This window comes from Kocuria sp. JC486, assembly GCF_011602805.1.
Lineage (GTDB): Bacteria > Actinomycetota > Actinomycetes > Actinomycetales > Micrococcaceae > Kocuria > Kocuria soli.
This window is the reverse complement of record NZ_JAAOZS010000014.1, coordinates 1-21,303: the sequence shown is the minus strand read 5'-3', so window position 1 is coordinate 21,303 and position 21,303 is coordinate 1. Positions and strand designations below refer to the sequence as shown.

Below are 21,303 nucleotides of genomic sequence, written 5' to 3'. Positions count from 1 at the left end.
CGTGGTGGACGAACAGATGGAGTTCCGCCTGGCCAAGCGGCAGGCACTGCTGGATTCGGGCCGGGAGGCCTACCCCGTCGGTGTCCCGCGAACCCACACGCTGGTGCAGGTCCGCAACACCTGGGGTCATCTGGAAGCGGGGGAGGAGACCCAGGAGACGGTCTCCGTGACCGGCCGCGTGGTCTTCGTGCGGAACACCGGGAAACTGTGTTTTGCAACCGTCCAGGACGGTGACGGCGTGCAGCTCCAGCTCATGCTCTCCCTGGCGGTCGTGGGCGAAGCGGCCCTGACCGACTGGAAGAACCTGGTCGACCTGGGGGATTTCGTCTCCGCCACGGGGCGGGTGATCTGCTCACGGCGCGGTGAGCTGTCGATCATGGTCGATCGGTGGGAGATGGCCGCCAAGGCCCTGCGGCCCCTGCCCAACCTCTACGAGGGCAGTGAACTCAACGAGGAGACCCGGGTCCGTCAGCGCTACCTCGACCTGCTCGTGCGGCAGCAGGCCCGCGACGTCGTCCGGACCCGCGCCACGATCATCAAGACCGTGCGTCGCACGCTCGAGGACCAGGGGTACCTGGAGATCGAGACCCCGGTCCTGCAGCTGGTCCACGGCGGCGCGACCGCGCGACCGTTCGACACCCACCTGAACGCCTTTGACCAGCCCATGACCCTGCGCATCGCCACGGAGCTGTTCCTCAAGCGGGCGGTTGTCGGTGGTGTGGAGCAGGTCTTCGAAATCGGCCGGGTGTTCCGCAACGAAGGTGTGGATTCGACTCACAGTCCGGAATTCACCACGCTCGAGGCCTACCAGGCCTGGGGCGACCAGTTCACGATGGCCCGGCTCATCCAGGACATCATCGTCGCCTGCGCCGACGCCCTGGGAATCGAGGGCCCGATCCCGACGGCCAAGGGGGACATCGACCTCCGCGGCGAATGGGCCTGGCTGGGTGTCTATCCGGGGCTGTCACAGGCCGTGGGGCGCACGGTCACACCGGAAACTTCTGCTGAGGAGCTGCGCGAGATCGCCGCGGCGCACGAGGTCCAGGTCAAGCCGGACTGGGGTGCCGAAAAGCTCGTGATCGAACTGTTCGGGGAAATTGTTGAACCCACATTGATCCAACCGACATTTGTCTACGACTACCCGCCCGCGGCCCAGCCTCTCTCCCGTCCGCACCGTTCCGAGCCCGGGGTCATCGAGGCCTGGGATTTGATTATCGGTGGTATGGAGCGCGGGACGGCATTCTCCGAACTCATCGATCCCGTAATTCAGCGTGAGCGTCTGACCGAACAGTCCAAAATGGCGGCCGCCGGTGACGACGAAGCCATGCAGTTGGATGAAGATTTCCTGCGGTCGCTGGAACACGGTGCCCCGCCAATGGGTGGCCTGGGACTTGGCCTGGACCGATTGATCATGTTGTTCACCGATCTGGGTATTCGCGAAACCATCCTGTTTCCGCTCATGAAGCCCGAGAGGGACTGACCGTGACTGAGTATCTTGCCGTTCTCCTGCCCTCGATCGGTGTGGGCCTCATCTTCTGGTTCGTGATGCGCGCCATCATGCGGGCCGACCGTGGTGAACGGGAGGCGGAGAAGGCCGCGCGCTCGGACGCCGAACAGTGGTACCAGCAAATGCGCGCCCGGGAGGGGCACGACATCGCCCAGAACCCCGGTGCCGAACCGGGCCCCGACGGCGGGAAACGTCAGAGAGCGAAGGGTGGACACAACCCTTCTGGAACCTCGCGGGAACCCGAATAGCCGATCGGCGATACCGCTTTTTTCGTGGTGCACGCCACGTGAAGAACCAGATGTTCATGTGAATCCCCTGAAAACTGGTCATGCGGTAGCCATTGCCTAATTGCACTGCCTCCGAATGGGGTTTAATGTGTGCGTTAACGAGGGGATCGGTGCAAGGCATTCCACGGAAACCGTTCCGGACGGATCGTGTCACCCCTCAACCGCAATCAGCTACGGGAGAGTTCCAGGCAATGGCACAGACAGTGAAGATCATCCTCGAGGACGACCTCGACGGCGGTCCGGCGGACGAAACCGTGCGTTTCGGTCTGGACGGAAACTCCTACGAGATCGACCTTTCCAGCGCCAACGCCGACAAGCTGCGCGGTGCGATTCGCCCCTTCGTGTCGAAGGCCCGTCGGTCCTCTGCCGGCAAGGGGCGGGGAACCGCTCGGACGGCGACCACGCGCGGCAGCGGAAACCCGGACACCCCGAAGATCCGCGAATGGGCAAAGGCCAACGGCTACAACGTTTCCGACCGCGGCCGGATCCACCAGGAAGTCCAGGACGCTTACTACGCGGCCAACAAGTGACGGACTGACCCTCAGCCCGCGGGACGACCACGGGTGAGGGTTCGGAAAGCCGGGGGAACAGCTACCTGTTCCCCCGGCTTTCGTCATGCCCGGGTGACGTCCGAGGCGACCCGAAGTCGGCCTCCCGGGACCGCAGGATCTTGCCGCGGCATCCGTCTCGCCGGTGGCGAACAGCCCCGGAAACACGCACCCGCGTGCGTAGCATCGTCGTGACGATCAACTGAGGAGTATCCATGTTCGAACGCTTCACCGACAGGGCCCGACGGGTCGTGGTGCTGGCCCAGGAAGAGGCCAGGATGCTCAACCACAACTACATCGGCACCGAGCACCTGCTGCTCGGCCTGATTCACGAGAACGAGGGCGTGGCCGCAAAGGCCCTCGACTCCCTGGGCATCACGCTGAACGCTGCGCGTGAGCAGGTCCAGGACATCATCGGTCCGGGCCAGCAGGCCCCCTCCGGCCACATCCCCTTCACGCCGCGAGCCAAGAAGGTCCTTGAGCTCTCCCTGCGCGAAGCTCTGCAACTTGGCCACAACTACATCGGCACGGAGCACATCCTGCTCGGCATCATCCGCGCCGGAGAAGGCGTGGCGGCCCAGGTCTTGACCAAGCTCGGCACCGAACCGCAGAAGGTCCGCTCCACCGTGCTCGACCTCATCTCGGGCTACCAGGGTGGTGGCCAGGGCGAGGAGAAGGAGACCGCCGGCACCGGTGGCCGCAGCTCCGGGGAGGGCACTCCTGCGGGCTCCGCCGTCCTGGACCAGTTCGGCCGCAACCTGACCGCTGCCGCCCGGGAGGGCAAGCTCGATCCCGTGATCGGGCGCGCGCGGGAGATGGAACGCGTCATGCAGGTCCTGTCCCGCCGCACCAAGAACAACCCGGTTCTCATCGGTGAACCCGGCGTCGGCAAGACCGCCGTCGTCGAGGGTCTTGCCCAGGCCATCGTGCGCGGAGACGTGCCCGAGACCCTGAAGGACAAGCACCTCTACACCCTGGACCTGGGTTCGCTGGTGGCCGGTTCCCGGTACCGCGGTGACTTCGAGGAGCGCCTCAAGAAGGTGCTCAAGGAGATCCGTACCCGCGGCGACATCATCCTGTTCATCGACGAGATCCACACCCTGGTCGGTGCGGGTGCCGCCGAGGGCGCGATCGACGCCGCGTCGATCCTGAAGCCCATGCTGGCCCGTGGCGAGTTGCAGACCATCGGTGCGACCACCCTGGACGAGTACCGCAAGCACATCGAGAAGGATGCTGCCCTGGAGCGCCGGTTCCAGCCGATCCAGGTGGACGAGCCCTCCGAGGCGCACGCCGTCGAGATCCTCAAGGGCCTGCGGGACAAGTACGAGGCACACCACCGCGTTTCGATCTCGGACGAGGCCCTCGAGGCCGCCGTGCACCAGGCCGCCCGATACATCTCCGACCGTTTCCTGCCGGACAAGGCGATCGACCTGATCGACGAGGCCGGTGCGCGCCTGCGCATCAAGCGCATGACCGCGCCGCCGGAGATCAAGGACCTCGACGAGCAGATCGCCGAGGTCAAGAAGGCCAAGGAAGACGCCATCGAGGGGCAGGACTACGAGAAGGCCGCCTCCCTGCGCGATCGCGAGCAGAAGCTGATCGCTGAGCGCGACGAGAAGGACAAGGCGTGGCGTGAGGGCGGCGACCAGGTCGCTGAGGTGACCCCGGACGTGATCGCGGACGTGCTCTCGGCCGCCACCGGTGTGCCCGTCTACAAGCTCTCCGACGAGGAGTCGGGCCGCCTGCTGCGCATGGAGGAGGAGCTGCACAAGCGTGTGGTCGGCCAGGAGGACGCCATCAAGGCGCTGTCCCGTTCGATCCGTCGTACCCGGGCCGGGCTCAAGGACCCGAAGCGTCCCGGTGGGTCGTTCATCTTCGCCGGGCCCACGGGCGTCGGCAAGACCGAGCTGGCCAAGGCTCTTGCGGAGTTCCTGTTCGGCGACGAGGACGCCCTGATCACCCTGGACATGTCCGAGTACCAGGAGAAGCACACGGTCTCGCGGCTGTTCGGTGCCCCTCCCGGTTACGTGGGCTTCGAGGAGGGTGGCCAGCTGACCGAGAAGGTGCGGCGCAAGCCGTTCTCCGTGGTGCTCTTCGACGAGGTCGAGAAGGCTCACCAGGACCTGTTCAACTCCCTGCTGCAGATCCTGGAGGACGGTCGTCTGACCGACTCGCAGGGGCGCGTGGTGGACTTCAAGAACACCGTGATCATCATGACCACCAACCTGGGGACGAAGGACATCTCGCGTTCCGTCCCGGTCGGCTTCCAGGCGGGTACCGACACGGCGACGAACTACGAGCGCATGCAGGCCAAGGTGCAGGAGGAGCTCAAGGAGCACTTCCGCCCCGAGTTCCTGAACCGTGTGGACGAGATCATCGTGTTCCCGCAGCTCTCCGAGCAGGAGATCGTCCAGATCGTCGATCTGTTCGTGGCCCGGCTCCAGGAGCGTCTGCGCGAACAGGACATGTCCATCGTGGTCTCGGACGCGGCCAAGAAGGCTTTGGCCACCCGCGGTTACGACCCCGCCATGGGTGCCCGTCCGCTGCGTCGAACCATCCAGCGCGACATCGAGGACCAGCTCTCGGAGAAGATCCTCTTCGGTGAGATCTCCTCGGGCGAGCGCGTCTACGTGGATGTCGAGGGCGAGGGGGATGAGCAGAAGTTCACCTTCGTCGGCACCCCGATGTCCGAGCTGCCGGACACCGCGTTCGAGGACGACTCCTCCCAGGACCCGGATCTGGTCCCGGGTGAAGAGCCTTCCGGGACCGATGTTCCCCACGGTGGTGACGGTGACTCCGCGGCGTCCTCCTCCGAGGGCCCCGGATCGGGGCAGGCCACGGCCTGACCGAGCCGCCGCGCTCCGAATGATGCCCAGGAGGGGCCGTGTTCCTGTGACGGAATGCGGCCCCTCCTCGCGTTGTACGGGGCTTGCGTGCCTACACTGACCGAATGACCTCTGAGCTGCACCTGCGCCCCGCCACCACCGCCGACGTCTCCGGCATCAAGGCTCTGGTGGGCCCGCTCGCGGCCGCCGGGGTACTGGTCATCAAGGAGACGGTGGCCTACTACGAAGGCATCCAGGAGTTCGTGGTCGCCGAGCTCGTCGACGACGACGGCAGCACGCGCCTTGTCGGGTGCGGTGCCCTGCACGTGATGTGGCAGGACCTGGCCGAGATCCGCACCCTGGCCACCGATCCCACCGTGCGCGGCCGGGGCATCGGGGGGAAACTGGTCGCCGAGCTACTGGCCCGGGCGCGCAGGCTGGGCGTGGAGCGGGTGTTCTGCCTGACCTTCGAGGTCACGTTCTTCCGGGGGCACGGGTTCGAGGTCATGCCCAACCAGGACCAGATCGACCCGCAGATCTTCTCGGAACTCCTGCGCTCCCAGGATGAGGGCGTGGCGGAGTATCTGGACCTGGCACGGGTCAAGCCGAACACCTTGGGCAACACCCGGATGATCCTCACCCTGTGAACTGCCGCTCACCTCGAGCCGGGTGACGGCTCCGGGTACGGTCTGCGACGCACTTCCCGTTCTGGCCTGCGATCCGTCACGGCAGGGTGAGACCTGCGGCGGTCCGGACGGCCAGTCCGTCGGATACCAACCCGTCCACCGCGCGTCGTCGTTGGTCCTCCGGAGCCTCCAACGCCAGCAGTTTCTCCAGCGGACGGTCCACCCCCGGATCCGATCCGGGCGGCATGTTGACCTCGCGAGCAACCGTGAGCCACTCCTCGGGGACGGCGGACTGCGCCGAACGGAGTACGGCCATGACGGCACCGCGGACCTGTCGGTCCGTGCCGTGCCAGCGCTGGCCCGTCGGGGCGTCGACCGGGGGAGGGGAGCCGGCAGCAAGCCACGCGCAGTCCGTGGCCACCGGGCACTCCCCACACTTGGGTGAGCGGGCGGTGCACACCAGGGCCCCCAACTCCATGACGGCCTGGTTCCAGCGGACCGAGAGCTCGCGGTCACGGGGCATGAGCTGGTCGGCCAACCTGGTCTGCGCCGCGGTCAGGGTCTTGCCCGGGAGAGCCGTCCCCGTGACCGCTCGGGCGTGGACCCGGCGGATGTTGGTGTCGATGACCGTCTGCCGATCCCCGAAGGCGAAGACCGCGACCGCTGCGGCGGTGTAGGCCCCGATTCCCGGGAGGTCCAACAGGGTGCCGTGATCCGCGGGAACCCGACCGTCGTGTTGGTCCACGATCGCTCGGGCCGCTGCCTGCAGTCGCAGCGCGCGTCGCGGGTAGCCGAGGCTGTCCCAGGCTCGTAGGACGTCAGCGACGGGCGCACGGGCCAGATCGGCCGGGCCCGGCCACCGGCTCATCCACTCCGACCACCGCGGTAGCACCCGCACCACCGGAGTCTGTTGCAGCATGATCTCGGACACAAGGACACCCCACGGTGAACAGTCAGGGCGTCGCCAGGGGAGGTCGCGCTGCGCGTCGTCGTACCAAGTCGTGATCTCGCGGTGGAGCTTGCGCGCCAGGGCGGGGGATACCGGAGCGGGTGAGGCGTACGCGGGGGTCATCGCCCTCACTGTAGCCTGGAGGTCATGGCACGGGACGACGCGAACGGGAGTGGGGGCAACGGCCCCTGGGACTTCGACCTACCCGATCTGGGCGCATCCACCACCCCGGGCCACCATCGCACGGGCGCCTCGGAATCCGACGTGAACTCCGGCCGCGAACGGCGCGACCAGGAACCCGCAGCTCCTCGGAACGCGCACCGCGGCAAGGACCGAGAGGGCGAACGGGACGAGGTCTTCGACGTTCACCAGGACCGTTACGAAGAGCCGGAATTCGACCGGGAGCCCCGTGAACCGCGACGCCACTCGCCAGAGGTCTATCGACGTCGGCGGCTTGTGGCGGGAGTGCTTGCGCTGCTTCTGGTGGTCGGCCTCGGTTTCGGGCTGTCGAAACTGATCGGCGGGGGAGACGCGGAGTCGGATCCGGTGGTGGCTGCGGAGCCCACCAACTCGGATCCGTTCGCCGGGTACAGTGCCCGGCCCGAGTCCCAGGCCAGCGACGGCGCCAGTGGGCCCGCAGCCATGGCCTGCGGCGACGACCTCAAGGTCACCGCCTCCACCGATGAGAAGACGTATTCCGGCAAGGACAACCCCGTCCTGATCATGACCCTGGAAAACACGGGCAAGGACGAGTGCATGGTCAACGCCGGGACGGCCCGCATGGACTTCACCGTCAACAGCGGTCAGGACAAGGTCTTTGATTCCGCCCATTGTCAAATCGACGGTCAGGACCGTCCCATCACGTTGGATGCCGGGGAGAAGGAATCTGCGCGCTTCGAATGGGACCGGCACCGCTCCGTCCCCGACTGCGCCACCGAGGGCAGTGCTGTGCAGGCGGGAACCTACCGCTTGACCGTGACCCTGGGGGAGGACAGCAGTGAAGGCGTGGAGTTCACCCTCGAATAGCGGAAACTTGCCTGCGACCGTGTGATGCGGGTCAGGCAGGGAAGAAGGTTTCCAGCGCCTCGTTCAACGTGGTGACCTCTTTGACTTTGAACCCTTTGGGTACCGGCCCGGGGCCTTGCGGGCTGGCGGGTACCACCGCGTGGGTGAAGCCCAGCCGGGACACTTCGTGGATTCGCCGTCCGATCCCGGGGACGGGCCGTACCTCCCCGGCCAGACCGACCTCACCGAAACACACCAGGCGTTGCGGCAGCGGCTTGTCCTGAGCGGCCGAGGCCAAGGCCAGGGCCACCGCGAGGTCGGCCGCTGGTTCAGCCAGTCGAACCCCGCCCACCGTGGACACGTAGGCGTCCATGGTGCCCAGGCTCAGACCCGCGCGGCGTTGCAGAACGGCCAGCAGCATGGCCACCCGCGAGGAGTCCAAGCCGGCCGTGGCCCGGCGTGGCTGGGAGGTCTGCGACCGGTCGAGCAGGGCCTGCACCTCCGCCAGCAAGGGCCGTCTGCCCTCCATGGTCACGGTCAGGCACGTCCCGGAGACCGCCTGGGCCGTACGGGAGACGAACAGGCCGGAGGGGTCGTCCACGGAGCGGATTCCCGCTTCCTGGAGCTCGAAACAGCCAACCTCGTCCGTGGGCCCGTACCGGTTCTTGACCGCGCGCAGGAGCCTGATGCTCGAGTGCTTGTCACCTTCGAACTGGCACACCACGTCCACCAGGTGTTCGAGCAACCGGGGGCCTGCGATGGTGCCTTCTTTGGTCACATGACCCACGAGCAGGACCGTCATCCCGCGGGACTTGGCCGCTGCGATCAGCGAACCCGCGACCTCGCGCACCTGGGTCACCCCGCCCGCCGAACCGTCCACCTCTGCGCTGCTCAGAGTCTGTACGGAGTCGACCACCAGGACGTCGGGTTCCACGCCCTCGACCTGTCCCAGTGCCGTTGCCAGGTCCGTCTCCGCCGTGAGGTAGAGGGAGTCCGCCAGGGCCCCCACGCGGTCCGCGCGCAGCTTGACCTGGGCGGCCGATTCCTCGCCGGTCACGTAGAGGACCTTGCGGGAAGGCAGCGATACGCCTCCGCGGGCAACGCGTGCCGCCGCATCGATCAGCAGGGTCGACTTGCCGACCCCGGGTTCGCCCGCGAGCAGGACCACGGCGCCGGGGACCAGACCGCCGCCCAGCACGCGGTCGAGTTCAGCGACACCTGTGGGGACGAATGCGGCCTGGGTCGCGTCGACGTCGGCAATGAGCTGCGCAGGGGTTTCCACGGTCCGTGCGGGAGTGGTCCGCACCTTGGCCGCGCCCACTTCCTCGACCGTGCCCCAGGACTGGCACTCGCCGCATCGACCGACCCACTTGGCGGTCGCCCAGCCGCACTCCGTGCAGCGGTACCCCGGGGTGGCGCGTTTGGTCTTGGAACTCATGAGGTCAACCTACCCAGGGCCGCGGACAGCACAGGACCGCGGGTGACCGGGCGCACCACGTCAGAGCCGGTCCCAGTCGTCCAGGCGCGGCAGGTGGCTCAAGGCCTCCTCGTGGCTGGCCCCCGTGGCTTCCAGCAGATCGACCACCATGGGCCGCAGCAGCAGGACCAGCCCCTGCCCCTCCATGGTTTCGATACCCATGGTGTCCGGGTGCAGCTGAGCGGCCACGGAGTGCAACTGGTTGCGGGCCTGACGCATGTAGGACCGACGCGCGCCCGGCTGGGCCACGGCGAGTGCATTACCCACGGTGTTGATCACGTCCGCCAAGGAGTCCAGGCAGTCCGAGATCGAATCGACCGCTTCGGCGGACAGTGTGATGTGGTTGATGATGCTGGCCACCCTGCGCGCCAGTACTCGGGTGTTGCGGGCCACCAGGTCCAGGTAGCGGATGGCGTTGGAGATCGCCTCGACCTCCGACCGGTGACGGCGGTGCAGGGGCGCGGCCACGGCGATTTCGTGCGAGGACTTCAGGGACGTGGTCACGGCGTCCACGATCGGCTGGGTGCGTCGTGCCCTGACCAGGCAGTGCCACGCCTTCCGGGAGTCGTCCTGCCGGACCGCGTCGGCGGCCTCGCGCATGACGTCCGAGAGTTCGGTGGTCAGTTTGCGCAGCTGCTCGCGAGGTTGCCGTCGCGGATCGGTGGGCACCAGGTAGACCAGGACCAAGGCGAAGAGGCCACCGACCATCGCGTCGATGGACCGGGTGAGTGTCCCGTCCACGGGGGCGGGAAGCATGATTACCAACAGGGACTGCAACGCCATCTGGGTGGTGAACAGAACCCCGCTGTCCAGGAACTGCGCCAGCAGGACGGAGACCAGCATGACGACGGCGGCCTGCCAGATCCCGCGGCCGATCAAGTGCGTCAGGGATTCGGCCAACAGGATGCCCAACGTGCAACCGATCGCCACTTCGAGCACGCGGCGATAGCGGATACCGCCCTTGGAGAAGCCCAGTGCCACGGTGGCCGCCGTCGCTGCGAAGATCGGACCGTGGTGCCCCAGTACCCGTTCGGCGGAGACGAAGGCACCCACGGCGGCGATCGTCAGTTGCAGTGCCTGGAAGATTCCCCCACGAACTCGGGCCAGCCCCTCTCGCATGCGATCTTGGAGCAGGCCGAGGACCCCGGTGGAGGTCTGCGCAGGGGTCTCGGCACTCATACGGCCATCTTAGAGGGGCGACAAGTCGCGTTTTGCGCCGTCTCCGTCCCGTGGCTTGGACTTGCGCTGCGTGAGCTTTTCCCGGCGTGACTGGGATCGCATGACCGCTCATACTGTTCACTTTCCGTTCATGCACTCCGGGAGCGCCGGCCACGTGCCAGCCCTACGATCTTGGAGCGTGGGAGAAACCGGGCAACTCCAACTCCCCGTCACGCCGGACCTCACCGGCGTCGAACATCCCAAGCCCCGCAGAGAGCCGGGGCCTTGATCTCAAGTTTGAAGGGACAATTGTGAAGGCTTCCCTCCTTGGCCGTACCACCGCAGTGCTCGCCCTGGGCGCGCTCACTCTGTCCGCCTGTGGCGGCGGTGGCGGTGACAGCTTGACCACCCTGACTGGCGCCGGTGCTTCCTCCCAGGAAGCCGCCATGACCGCCTGGACCAACGGCGTTTCCGAAGCCAAGGACCTGGAAGTCCGCTACTCCCCGGACGGTTCGGGTGCGGGCCGTGAGGCCTTCCTGGCCGGCGGTGCCGACTTCGCCGGCTCCGACGCCGTGATGGACGACGAGGAGTACGAGTCCTCCAAGGAGGTCTGCGGAGCCGACGGCGCCTTCCACGTCCCCGCCTACATCTCCCCGATCGCGGTTGCCTACAACCTGCCCGGCGTGGACAAGGTCAACATGGACGCGGAGACCATCGCGAAGGTCTTCAAGGGTGAGATCAAGACCTGGAACGATCCCGCGATCGCCGACCAGAACCCGGATGCCGACCTCCCGGACACCACGATCACCGTGGTGCACCGTTCGGACGAATCCGGCACCACCGAGAACTTCACCGAGTACCTCAACGCCACCGCCCCCGACGTCTGGTCGGACAAGGCCGCTGAGTCCTGGCCCGTCTCCGGCCAGGAGAACGCACAGGGCACCTCCGGTGTGGTCTCCACCGTGAGCGGCACCGAAGGTGCGATCACCTACGCGGACGCCTCCGCCGTCGCCGAGAGCGACGAGCTGGGCACCGTGTCCGTGGGCGTCGGCGAGGAATACGTCGACCTGTCCTCCGAGGCTGCTGCCACCGCCGTGGAGGCATCCAAGACCCTCGAGGGTCGCTCCGACGCCGAAATGGCCATGGAACTCGAGCGCGACACCACGGAGTCGGGCGCCTACCCGATCGTGCTGGTCAGCTACCACATCTTCTGCAACGAGTACCAGGACGCGGACAAGGCCGAGAGCGCCAAGGCATTCGGCGAGTACGTGGTCTCCGAGGACGGCCAGAAGGCCGCCGAGGAAGCCGCCGGCTCCGCCCCGCTGTCCGAGGGCCTCCGGAAGAAGGCTGAAGAGTCCATCGGCGGCATCTCCGCTGCCGAGTGATCGTCTGAACGATCTGAAGCAAGGTCCAATCGGTCGATAACCGAGACCGCACACGGTCCGTCCGGCCCCGCGTTCATCCGTACCGGGCACCGGACGGACCTGTGCTGTGACCACCGGAAGCCGACGACGGATCCATCGGCTCCGGGTCCCGGTCACCCGAGTACCACTTGACCCTCGACACAAGGGACATGAGCAATGTCAACAAATCTCTCCGACACCGAGCGGGGGCAGGAAGACAAGCAGCAGACCAACTCGCTGGCTTCCGCGGCTTCGGCGGGCGGACGCGCTGGGGACAAGATCTTCTCCGGGCTGAGCCTGGGCGCGGGCATCGTGATCTTCGTGATGCTGGCTGCGGTCGCCGCATTCCTGACCTGGCAGGCAGCACCCGTGGTGGGGATCCCCGCGAGCTCCGTCACGGGTGGTAACGGGTTCTTCAGCTACGTCTACCCCCTCGTCCTGGGCACTCTGATGGCTGCGGTGATCGCGCTGTTGATCGCCACTCCCATCGGCATCCTGGTCGCCCTCTACATTTCGCACTACGCACCCGCCAAGGTGGCCAAGCCGGTCGGTTATGTCATCGACCTGCTCGCCGCCATCCCGTCGGTCGTCTACGGCGCCTGGGGCATGACCGTGCTCTCGCCGGCGCTCGCACCCTTCTACAACTGGCTCTCGGAAACCTTCGGGTTCATCCCGCTGTTCGCCGGACCGGCCTCGGCCACCGGCCGCACGATGATGACCGCGGGTGTGGTGCTGGCCATCATGATCCTGCCCATCATCACGTCGCTGTGCCGGGAGATCTTCATCCAGACCCCCCAGCTGCACGAGGAAGCGTCCTTGGCGCTGGGGGCCACCCGGTTGGAGATGATCCGCCAGGCGGTGCTGCCCTTCGCCCGCACCGGCATCATCTCCGCGATCATGCTGGCTCTCGGTCGCGCCCTGGGTGAGACCATGGCCGTTGCGCTCGTGCTCTCCACGGGCGGACTCCAGTGGTCGCTGTTGACGTCGGGCAACAACACGATTGCCGCTGAGATCGCGCTCAACTACCCGGAGGCCTTCGGCAACCGTTTGGCCGAACTGATTGCGGCCGGTCTGATGCTGTTCATCATCACCTTGATCGTGAACCTGATCGCCCGGACCATCATTGCTCGCTACCAGGAATTCTCGGGGGCCAACTGATGTCCACCAACACTCTTCAGTCCTCGACCTCCCCCGCCCGCAAGAACACCCTGACTTCGGGGCAGCGCCCCAAGTGGTTGGTGCCCGTGGTGATGGTGGGGGCAGTCATTGTCGGTGCGGCGCTGTCCGCGCTGCTCGGTTTCAACATCGCCCTCTGGGCCATCTTCGCGGCCGTGATCTTCCTGATCGCCGCACCCATCGCGGTCACCGTGATCGAAGGTGGGCGCAAGGGCTCGGACGCCGCCTTGACCTATGTGGTGTACGCGGCGTTCATCTTGGCCGTGATCCCGCTGATCTCGGTGATCTGGACCGTGCTCGCCCGCGGTCTGCCCACCATGTCCGTCGAGTTCCTGACGGAAACCATGGGCGGCATCACGGGCATGGTCGACCAGCGAGCGGCCGATTCCGGGGAGCACCCGCCCGGAGGCGCCCTTCAGGCAGTTCTGGGAACCGTGATCGTGACCTTCTGGGCCACGCTGTTCTCCGTCCCGATCGGCCTGCTGACCGCGATCTACCTGGTCGAGTACTCCAACGACAACTGGCTGGGCAAAATCATCACCTTCCTGGTGGACGTCATGACCGGTGTGCCCTCGATCGTCGCGGGTCTGTTCGCCTCCGCGTTGTTCGGCCTGATGCTCGGCCCGAACACCCGCATGGGCATCATCGGTGCGATCGCGTTGACCGTGCTCATGATCCCCACGGTGGTCAAGGCAACGGAGGAAATGCTCAAGATCGTCCCCAACGAACTGCGCGAGGCCTCCTACGCCTTGGGTGTTCGCAAGTGGCGCACCATCCTCAAGGTCGTCATCCCCACCTCGATCTCGGGCATCGCCTCCGGTGTGACGCTCGCAATCGCTCGTGTGATCGGTGAAACTGCACCGTTGCTGGTGACTGTCGGATACTTTGAGCGTGTGAACCTGAACGCCTTCAACGACTGGATGGCCACGTTGCCGACGTTCATCTACCAGCAACTGATGCGACCCGTCGCTCCGACCGCACCCGACCCTTCGACCGATCGCGCCTGGGGCGCAGCACTGATCCTGATCGTGTTCGTGATGCTGCTCAACCTGATCGCTCGTTTGATCGCCCGGGCATTCGCCCCGAAGACCGGCCGCTGATCGGCCAGAAGACTAGAGAGAAGCTGAGGATCCATGTCGAAGCGAATCGACGTCGAGCACCTGAACGTGTACTACGGCGACTTCCTGGCCGTTGAGGACGTCAACATCAACATCGAGCCCCGCTCGGTCACCGCGTTCATCGGCCCGTCCGGCTGTGGCAAGTCGACCTTCCTGCGCACGCTGAACCGCATGCACGAGGTCATCCCCGGTGCCTACGCCCAGGGCAAGGTCATGCTGGACGGTGAGGACCTGTACGGGCGCGGTGTGGACCCCGTGACCGTGCGCTCCATGGTGGGCATGGTCTTCCAGCGCCCCAACCCGTTCCCCACCATGTCCATCCGGGACAACGTCCTGGCCGGCGTGAAGCTCAACAACAAGAAGATCTCCAAGTCGGATTCGGATGCTCTGGTCGAGTCCTCGCTGAAGGGCGCGAACCTCTGGAACGAGGTCAAGGACCGCCTGGACAAGCCCGGCTCCGGCCTCTCCGGTGGTCAGCAGCAGCGTCTGTGCATCGCCCGCACCATGGCGGTTAAGCCCGACGTCGTGCTCATGGACGAGCCCTGCTCCGCCCTGGACCCGATCTCCACGATTGCGATCGAGGACCTGATCCACGAACTCAAGGAGCAGTTCACCGTGGTGATCGTGACGCACAACATGCAGCAGGCGCAGCGCGTGGCGGACAAGACCGCGTTCTTCAACATCGAGGGCACCGGCAAGCCGGGCAAGCTCGTGGAGTACGACGACACCGCGACCATCTTCCAGAACCCGCGCGAGAAGGCCACCGAGGACTACGTCTCCGGCCGCTTCGGCTGATCTCGGAGCGAGGCATTCGCCGCGGCCCGCCTCGCGGACTTTGAACACGGAAAAGTGCCCGTCCAGGCCCTGGACGGGCACTTTCCCGTGTTCAAAGTTGCTCTTGGCGGGTTTCCAGCGCGCGTTTGAGTGAGGTCGTCAGCGCTGTTCGTCGCCCATGGCGGGCCAGGTCTTCCAGGACGACGACGAACACCTCCCAACCCGCTCGTCTGAGACGAGCCAGGCGATGCATCTCGTCCCCGTAGGCCTGCCGGTCCTGGTAGTGCACTGCGCCGTTGTACTCGGCTGCCACCTTGCTCCCGGGCCATGCGAGATCAAGGTAAGCCGTGCCGCCGTCGGACAGGCTCAGCCCAGGAAGGGGGAGGCAGCGAGCACCAGCGTGCCGGACGTGACGGCGCAGACCACGGGGGTCACCAACCAGCACAGCAGCACCTTGCCGACCAGGCGGTGGTTGGTCGACCGGTATTTCTGGTTGGTGCCGGCTCCAAACACCGCGGCCGCCGTCGTCTGCGAGGTCGACAGGCTCACCCCGCTGGTCACGCCCCCCACGAACAGCAGCACACCGGAGACCCCCTGCGCCACACCACCGCGGAGGGCATCCGTGCCGACCATGCGGGTGGACACCGTTTGGGCGATCCGCCACGCTCCCATCAGGCTGCCCGCGGCGAAAGCCAGGGCGGTGACCAAGGCGGCCCAGGGGATCGCGCTGCTCATCGGGGCGGCGGTCAGGCCGCCGACGGCCGGGATGGTGATGAGCAGGAGCACCACGCGCTGCCCGTGGAAGAGCCCGTGCCCCACGTTCGTGCCCGTGGAGCCGACCACCATTCCCACTCGGGCCAGGAGTCTGACCTGATCAGCCTCCACATGGCGCAGGCCCCGTACGCTGGGAATCACCAACAGCCACGCGATGACGAAGGCGATGGCGGGAGCCAGCAACACCGGAACGATCAGGTGTGCGAACGTCTCGAAGGCCTTGGGCAGGTTCGAGGAGAGGCCGACCCAACCCAGCGCGATGGTGGCACCCAGGGACGCCCCCGCGAAAGCGGCGCTCGACGACGACGGCATCCCCCACCACCACGTCAGCAGATCCCACCCGATGGTCGTCAGCAGCGCACAGATGATGACGGCGAGGGCCGGCTCGGGGTCGATCGACTCCACCAGGATGAGTTCCAGCTCGGCCAGCGGCAGCATGATCGCCGCAGCGGCCACTCCCACCGCGTTGAGAACGGCCGCCAGGATCAAAGCTGCCCGGGGCGTGAGGGCGCGGTGACGGACGGGGATTGCGCTTGCGTTGGGAACGTCGTGGAAGGAGTTCACCAGGGCGTATCCCACGGTCAGGATCAGCGCGAGGACGACGAGCAGGAGGGTCACGCCGATCAGGTCTCCGCAACCACGATGCGACCGACTTCTGTTGCCACCTGGCTGAGCGCGGTGGCGGCACTGTGCAGGTGCTCGACCATGATGGTGCGCTGCAGGGCAACAGTCGGTTTGTGCCGGTCCAACAGGTCCAGGCGGTGGCGCTCAAAGGTGCGGTCGGCCTGCTTGCGGAGACGGAACATGTCGTACCAGTACTCGTCCAGGCCTTTGAGTCCCGAGAGGTTGTGCATCGCGCGTTGGCTCAGGCCAGCCATGCGGCCGATGGTGTTCAGCTGTTCCGCGGTGTGTTTGGACTGTCGGCGCATGCTCGGCTCGGACATGGCTTCGGCCGCCAGCAGGAGCGAGTCGCAGGCCCGTGCCAACCAGCCGCTCAGGACGTAGACGTCCGAGCGGGGGATGGGCAGCACGTAGGAGGATCGGGAGGTGGTCATCGCGGAGAAGTAGAGGTCTGCAGTGCGTGCGTCCAGGCCGCGTGCCTCCGTGAGGATCTCCTCCACACGGTCCTCCTCACAGCCCAGGAGTTCGGAGCAGCAACGTGTGGATTCGGAGACCTGTCCCGCCATGTCGGCCAACAGGTCGAGAACGCGATCATCCTCGGGGAAGATCCGCAACGGCATGGGAGTGCTGCACCTCGCTGGTCTGGCGTTTGGACGCCGCGCAGAACCCGGAGCGTACCTACCGGTGGTTGCGCTGGCAAGGGCACCCTACCGGGTGAAAGTGAACACATCGGCCGGTTGCCGTGGGGTGCAGCATCGGGCAAGGCCACTCGTGGATTTTGGGGTGCCGGACCGGGAGCGCCTCTCGGCGGAAGGCCGCTCGAAGCGGCTAAATGATGGAGCCCGGGGCTACCTGCGGCCCGACACCTGCAGACATCGTACGAGCAGTCCCGGTCCCACGGTCAACCCGATCCCCGGCCGTTCGCTCTCCGGGGACGGGCGGGACGACGACGGCACGCCCGCGCGTCGTTGTCAGTCCAGCGTGCCCGCACGCCAGGCGTTGGCCGCTTCCTCCAGGTCCTCGGCGGTGCGTTCGAGCTTGCGGGCTCCGCGTACCGCGTCCAGCCCCTCGTGGTCCTCGAGCTTGATGCGCCCCAGGGCTGTCACCCGGCAGAAGGCCGCGAAGCGTTCCAGCGCGACGTCGAAGTCCCCGGTCCAGGCGCCGTTGAGGATCGTGTCGGCCATGGTCCGGATCTCCTCGGCCCCTGGCGGGTCTGCCACGCCCGCCACCACGTGGGCGACCTGAGCGGTGCCCCGTCCGGCCACGAACCAACGGCTGAGCCGGACCGGGTCGGCCTGGACCGCGGAGCGCAGGGCGTACAACCGCCACAGAGCTCCGGGCAGACTGACCGGGGGAGCGTCGGACCACAGGGCGGCTAGCCCGTCCAGCCCCTCCGTGTCCGTGAACTCGACCAGTCGCCGGTGGACGTCGGGATCCTCGACCGCGCGCCCACGGCTGACCACGGCCGCAGCGGTCACGTGGGCGACCTCCGCGGCCAGGGCGGGGTCCATGCCGCCTTCCTGCTGGTCGAAGATCTCCGGGGAGAACTTGACCGGCTTGTGGTGCTGACGTGGTTCGGACATGTCGTCCACCTTACGACTGACTTACGACTGGTCGTCCCAGTGGTTCCCGGGCTCCCAGCCCACGGCTTCCTGGAGGGAGGCCACGATGTCCTCGGCTTCCACCCAGGCCAGGGCCTTCCACAGGGCCAGGGCAGCTTCCGGGTCCTCGGATTCGAGTTCGCTCAGCGCGTCAGCGGAGAGGACACCGAGTTTCAGGTCCGTGGCGGCCCGGACGTTCATCGCCTGCGCCTGCCCGTTGGGGCCCGCCGGCTCCTGGGCGTCCGGGATTTCCTCCTCGCGGGGGTCCATGACCACGGTGCCCGGGCGGAGGCCGCGGATCGGGCGTTCGTCGGCATCCTTGGTGTTGGCGATGATCTGGGCCGTGCCCTCCAGAACCCACTGCACGGTTCCCCCACGGCTGTAGCGCGGCGGCAGGTATTCGCCCTTGGGAACCGTGACCACGGTGGAGCGCTTCCAGATCCGTTCGGCCGCCTCCTCACCCATGCGCCGCAGGGCGTCGCTGTGCAGCAGGACGTCGTGATCGGACGCTTGGCGGTCGGCGGAGGAACCCGCCAGAACCGAGTCCTCCACGTGCACCAGGGCCTTTTCCCGGGTCTTGAACAGCGGGGTCTCACCCAGGGACCCCTGCCAGTTCTCCCCGCCCACCACCACGACGTCGCAGTCGGCCTGTTGAATGCCGTTGGCGGCGTTGGCCAGCATGCGGGGCACGAAGTCCGCCACCTGGTCCACGGCGGTGAGGTCCAGGATCAAGGACTCCGCGGTTTCGGCGACGTCGCGCATGGCCCGCACGGTCTCCTCCGCACCGGGGAACAGCAGGTCGCCCTGGATCTCCAGGATCGCGATGTCCCGGCACGCGTTGGCCAGGTACTCCCGCGCCTCCTGGTCCCGGCGCATGAGCGACGGCGAGGTGGCCAGCGAGTTGATCGACCGCACCGTCTGACGTGAGGCCCGCGGCCCACGCGCGAAGTGCAGATCCAAGGCCTGGGACAGGCGCTCACACGCGGCCACGCCCCGCACCGAGTTCCCGTGCTGGTCCAGCGGCGGGGAGAAGGTGGCCACCGCCAGCTGTCCGGGGACGACGGCGATGATCCCGCCGCCCACACCCGACTTGCCGGGAAGGCCGACGCGAACGAACCACTCCCCGGCGTCGTCGTACATGCCGCAGGAGTTCATCACGGACAGCATGCGCTGCACGGTGGCCGGTTCCAGAACGCGCTCGCCGGTGCGCGGATTCAATCCGCCGGCGGCCAGGGTGGCGCCCATCCTGGCCAGGTCCCGGGCATCGAGCATGACCGAGCACTGGGCGAAGTAGTCCTCCAAGGCCTGGGTCGGCTCCTCCTCGATGATGTCCACGGAGCGCAGCATCCAGCCCAGTGCCCGGTTGCGGTGGCCTTCGGCGCTCTCCTGGCGTTGGACGTCGTCGTCGATGCTCAGCTCACGGTCCGCGCACGCGGAGTAGAGCCGGCGGATGCGCTCGCGGCGGGGTGTGCCGTCCTTGTCCGCGACCATCCAGGTGCTGGTGATGGCCCCGGCGTTGATCATGGGGTTGGCCGGGCGGTGGGTGACGGGGTCCAGGGAGATTTCGTTGAAGGCGTCCCCGCTGGGTTCGACGTCGATTTTGGAGTCCACGTACTCGAAGCCGCGGTCCTCCAACGCCAGTCCGTAGGTGAAGGCCTTGGAGATGGACTGGATGGAGAACGGTACGCGGGTGTCACCGGTCTCGTAGACATGGCCGTCCGCGGTGGCGATCACGATGCCGAAGTGATCCGGGTCCGCGTTGGCCAGCGCGGGGATGGACGGGGAGGGCTCGCCGTCGGTGATGCCCTTGAGGTCCTGGTGTATGGCGAGCAGGGCCAGGTCCACGGGGGAGGGGCCGAAGGCTTCTCGATCGTGCTTGGGCTGCTGGCTGCGGGAGTCGGAGGACATGCCTGCCTTTCCGGGCTGTCGACGGCGGCTGTGGGCCACATCCTGCCAGGTTCGCTCAGTCCTGGTCCGCGACCAACTGAGGATTGCGGGACAGGACCATGGTCACTGCCGTGGTGCACACCGTCTGGACCAGGAGGATGCCGACCAGGACCACCAGCTGGAACATGGCGGCCTCGGCCGGGGATGCACCCCCGAACAGCGCCCCGACGAAGGCGCCGGGCAGGGTGACCAGGCCGGTGGCGCGGGTCTGGTCGACATTGGGGATCACGGCATCGCGGGCGGCCCTCCGGGCGATGTACGAGTAGGCGACCGCCGGGGTGGCACCCAGCGAGAACCAGGCCTCCACCTCTTGCTTGCGGGTCACCGCCGATTCGCGGAAAGCCCGGCCCGCCAAGGTCGCAGCCGTCATGGCGTTGCCGATCAGGATGCCGGCGACGGCGATCAGGTTCTGCGTGGTCCAGTCCACCAGGTGCAGGCCGAAGACGGCCGCGATGCCCGCCAGCCCGCCTGCGATGACGCCGATCAGCACGGCTTGGCGCGCGTACGGGAGGCCTTTGAGGCGGCCGATGGAGGTCAATGATGCCGTGGTCAGCATCAGAGCGACGAAGAACACTACCGTCCACGGGACGCTCAGGATCCCGCGCAACACCACCGCGATGATGCTCAGTTGCAGGCCCGCCCTGAGGACGCCCGTGACCATCTGGCAACCCAGACCCATGCCGCTGCGGCGTTGGATGAGGACGGCCACGGCGGTGAGCAACAGGAGCCCGACGACGAACCACGCGAACTCGACCGGGGTTCGTCCGCCGATGGTGGTCACTGTCATGGCAGCCGTGGTGTGCACGTTCTTGACGGTACTCCCGGTTCGTGCCGCCCCTGGCCGCTGGGCTACGATGGACGCCGTCGCTCGAGGCGTTCCTCCCGGTCTTACTGGTCGGTGGACAGCGAGCGACCGGGGCCTTTAGCTCAGTTGGTAGAGCAGTGGACTTTTAATCCATGGGTCGTGGGTTCGAGCCCCACAGGGCCCACCCTTTCTCCGAAGCCCCCGTGGTGACCAAGTCGCCGCGGGGGCTTTTGCGCGCCCCCAGGAGCTCTGGCCCTAAGAGGTCCAGCAGGGAGATCTCGAGCCAATCTGCGATGTCCATCAACTCGGTCATGCTGAATGACAGTTCTCCCCGCATGCGTCGCGACGCGGCGCTACGAGCTAGCCCTAGGCGATTGGCCATTTGCAGCTGACTGACGTTGCGTCGACCGAGCCAGGCCCTCACTGGCGGATTCAAGCGGTGAGCGCAAGGAACTCTGCGAGCTTCTCTGATGGTGTCAGATAGCCCAATGTCTTCCGAGGGCGTCCGTTGAGACTGTCCTGGATCATGTCGAGTTCCCTGCGGCTGAGGCCGCTGAGGTCGGTGCCTTTGGGGAGGTACTGGCGCAGCAGGCCGTTGGTGTTCTCGTTGCTGCCGCGCTGCCAGGGCGAGTGAGGATCGCAGAAGTAGATCGGAATGCCCGTGGCGGTAGTGAACGCAGCATGCTTGGCCATCTCCGCGCC

General features: G+C 66.8%; 20 protein-coding genes and 1 tRNA gene. 11 read left to right on the top strand and 10 right to left on the bottom strand.

Annotated elements, in window-relative coordinates; all coding sequences use genetic code 11:
- The first annotated feature begins 16 nt into the window (after positions 1–16).
- The 5 genes from lysS to GWK18_RS08445 all read left to right on the top strand — a co-directional run bounded on the left by lysS (position 17) and on the right by GWK18_RS08445 (position 5,814).
- Positions 17–1,480 (top strand): lysine--tRNA ligase, encoded by a 1,464-nt coding sequence (gene lysS, locus GWK18_RS08465; RefSeq protein WP_166834645.1) that lies wholly within the window; start codon positions 17–19, stop codon positions 1,478–1,480.
- Positions 1,481–1,482: 2 nt separating this feature from the next.
- Positions 1,483–1,755 carry a hypothetical protein gene (locus GWK18_RS08460; RefSeq protein ID WP_166834571.1) on the top strand — a complete coding sequence of 91 codons (273 nt, stop codon included), beginning with the start codon at positions 1,483–1,485 and terminating at the stop codon, positions 1,753–1,755.
- 230 nt (positions 1,756–1,985) lie between these two features.
- On the top strand, positions 1,986–2,324 hold the full coding sequence (locus GWK18_RS08455; protein WP_123825352.1) for an Lsr2 family protein: 339 nt from the start codon (positions 1,986–1,988) through the stop codon (positions 2,322–2,324).
- 233 nt (positions 2,325–2,557) lie between these two features.
- The gene (locus GWK18_RS08450; protein WP_166834585.1) at positions 2,558–5,188 is read left to right on the top strand and encodes an ATP-dependent Clp protease ATP-binding subunit; all 2,631 of its coding nucleotides are present in this window, start codon (positions 2,558–2,560) and stop codon (positions 5,186–5,188) included.
- Between the two features lie 104 nt (positions 5,189–5,292).
- Positions 5,293–5,814 (top strand): amino-acid N-acetyltransferase, encoded by a 522-nt coding sequence (locus GWK18_RS08445; protein WP_123825350.1) that lies wholly within the window; start codon positions 5,293–5,295, stop codon positions 5,812–5,814.
- Between the two features lie 76 nt (positions 5,815–5,890).
- On the opposite strand, the gene GWK18_RS08440 is transcribed toward GWK18_RS08445, so the two are convergent.
- On the bottom strand, positions 5,891–6,865 hold the full coding sequence (locus GWK18_RS08440) for an A/G-specific adenine glycosylase (RefSeq protein ID WP_166834583.1): 975 nt from the start codon (positions 6,863–6,865) through the stop codon (positions 5,891–5,893).
- Positions 6,866–6,889: 24 nt separating this feature from the next.
- Here GWK18_RS08440 and GWK18_RS08435 point away from each other — a divergent pair, with 24 nt between their 5' ends.
- Positions 6,890–7,768, top strand: a complete 879-nt coding sequence (locus tag GWK18_RS08435; RefSeq protein WP_123825348.1) for a hypothetical protein — start codon at positions 6,890–6,892, stop codon at positions 7,766–7,768.
- Positions 7,769–7,799: 31 nt separating this feature from the next.
- Here the strand turns inward: GWK18_RS08435 and radA are convergent, their stop codons facing one another.
- Positions 7,800–9,185 carry a DNA repair protein RadA gene (gene radA, locus GWK18_RS08430; protein ID WP_123825347.1) on the bottom strand — a complete coding sequence of 462 codons (1,386 nt, stop codon included), beginning with the start codon at positions 9,183–9,185 and terminating at the stop codon, positions 7,800–7,802.
- 60 nt (positions 9,186–9,245) lie between these two features.
- Positions 9,246–10,403, bottom strand: coding sequence for an FUSC family protein (locus GWK18_RS08425; RefSeq protein WP_166834581.1), 1,158 nt, complete (start codon positions 10,401–10,403; stop codon positions 9,246–9,248).
- 290 nt (positions 10,404–10,693) lie between these two features.
- On the opposite strand from GWK18_RS08425, the gene pstS reads away from it, so the two are divergent.
- The 4 genes from pstS (at position 10,694) to pstB (ending at position 14,874) form a co-directional block, all read left to right on the top strand.
- Complete coding sequence (gene pstS / locus GWK18_RS08420; protein WP_166834579.1) at positions 10,694–11,767, top strand: phosphate ABC transporter substrate-binding protein PstS; 1,074 nt, start codon at positions 10,694–10,696, stop codon at positions 11,765–11,767.
- A 195-nt stretch (positions 11,768–11,962) separates the two neighbouring features.
- Entirely contained in the window at positions 11,963–12,943 is a 981-nt protein-coding gene (gene pstC, locus GWK18_RS08415) for a phosphate ABC transporter permease subunit PstC (protein WP_166834577.1), read from the top strand.
- Complete coding sequence (gene pstA, locus GWK18_RS08410; RefSeq protein ID WP_123825343.1) at positions 12,943–14,061, top strand: phosphate ABC transporter permease PstA; 1,119 nt, start codon at positions 12,943–12,945, stop codon at positions 14,059–14,061. The genes pstC and pstA overlap by 1 nt, the downstream gene beginning before the upstream one ends.
- Positions 14,062–14,094: 33 nt before the next feature.
- Positions 14,095–14,874: a phosphate ABC transporter ATP-binding protein PstB gene (gene pstB / locus GWK18_RS08405; RefSeq protein ID WP_123825342.1), complete on the top strand. Its 780-nt coding sequence runs from the start codon at positions 14,095–14,097 to the stop codon at positions 14,872–14,874.
- 91 nt (positions 14,875–14,965) lie between these two features.
- Here pstB and GWK18_RS08400 read toward each other — a convergent pair whose 3' ends face one another.
- The 6 genes from GWK18_RS08400 to GWK18_RS08375 all read right to left on the bottom strand — a co-directional run bounded on the left by GWK18_RS08400 (position 14,966) and on the right by GWK18_RS08375 (position 20,601).
- A complete protein-coding gene (locus GWK18_RS08400; protein WP_123825341.1) occupies positions 14,966–15,166 on the bottom strand; it encodes a hypothetical protein in 201 nt (66 codons plus the stop codon).
- Positions 15,167–15,219: 53 nt separating this feature from the next.
- Positions 15,220–16,245, bottom strand: a complete 1,026-nt coding sequence (locus GWK18_RS08395; protein ID WP_158609561.1) for an inorganic phosphate transporter — start codon at positions 16,243–16,245, stop codon at positions 15,220–15,222.
- Positions 16,246–16,250: 5 nt separating this feature from the next.
- Complete coding sequence (locus tag GWK18_RS08390; protein ID WP_123825339.1) at positions 16,251–16,868, bottom strand: hypothetical protein; 618 nt, start codon at positions 16,866–16,868, stop codon at positions 16,251–16,253.
- Positions 16,869–17,219: 351 nt separating this feature from the next.
- Positions 17,220–17,831: a hypothetical protein gene (locus GWK18_RS08385; protein WP_123825338.1), complete on the bottom strand. Its 612-nt coding sequence runs from the start codon at positions 17,829–17,831 to the stop codon at positions 17,220–17,222.
- A gap of 21 nt (positions 17,832–17,852) precedes the next feature.
- Positions 17,853–19,757: a glutaminase A gene (glsA, locus tag GWK18_RS08380; RefSeq protein ID WP_166834575.1), complete on the bottom strand. Its 1,905-nt coding sequence runs from the start codon at positions 19,755–19,757 to the stop codon at positions 17,853–17,855.
- A 55-nt stretch (positions 19,758–19,812) separates the two neighbouring features.
- Positions 19,813–20,601: an ABC transporter permease gene (locus GWK18_RS08375; RefSeq protein ID WP_209280915.1), complete on the bottom strand. Its 789-nt coding sequence runs from the start codon at positions 20,599–20,601 to the stop codon at positions 19,813–19,815.
- A gap of 111 nt (positions 20,602–20,712) precedes the next feature.
- On the opposite strand from GWK18_RS08375, the gene GWK18_RS08370 reads away from it, so the two are divergent.
- Positions 20,713–20,785 (top strand) — tRNA-Lys (locus GWK18_RS08370).
- A gap of 248 nt (positions 20,786–21,033) precedes the next feature.
- Here GWK18_RS08370 and GWK18_RS08365 read toward each other — a convergent pair.
- Positions 21,034–21,303 (bottom strand): IS30 family transposase (locus GWK18_RS08365; RefSeq protein ID WP_166834573.1); only part of this gene is annotated, 270 nt, incomplete at its 5' end.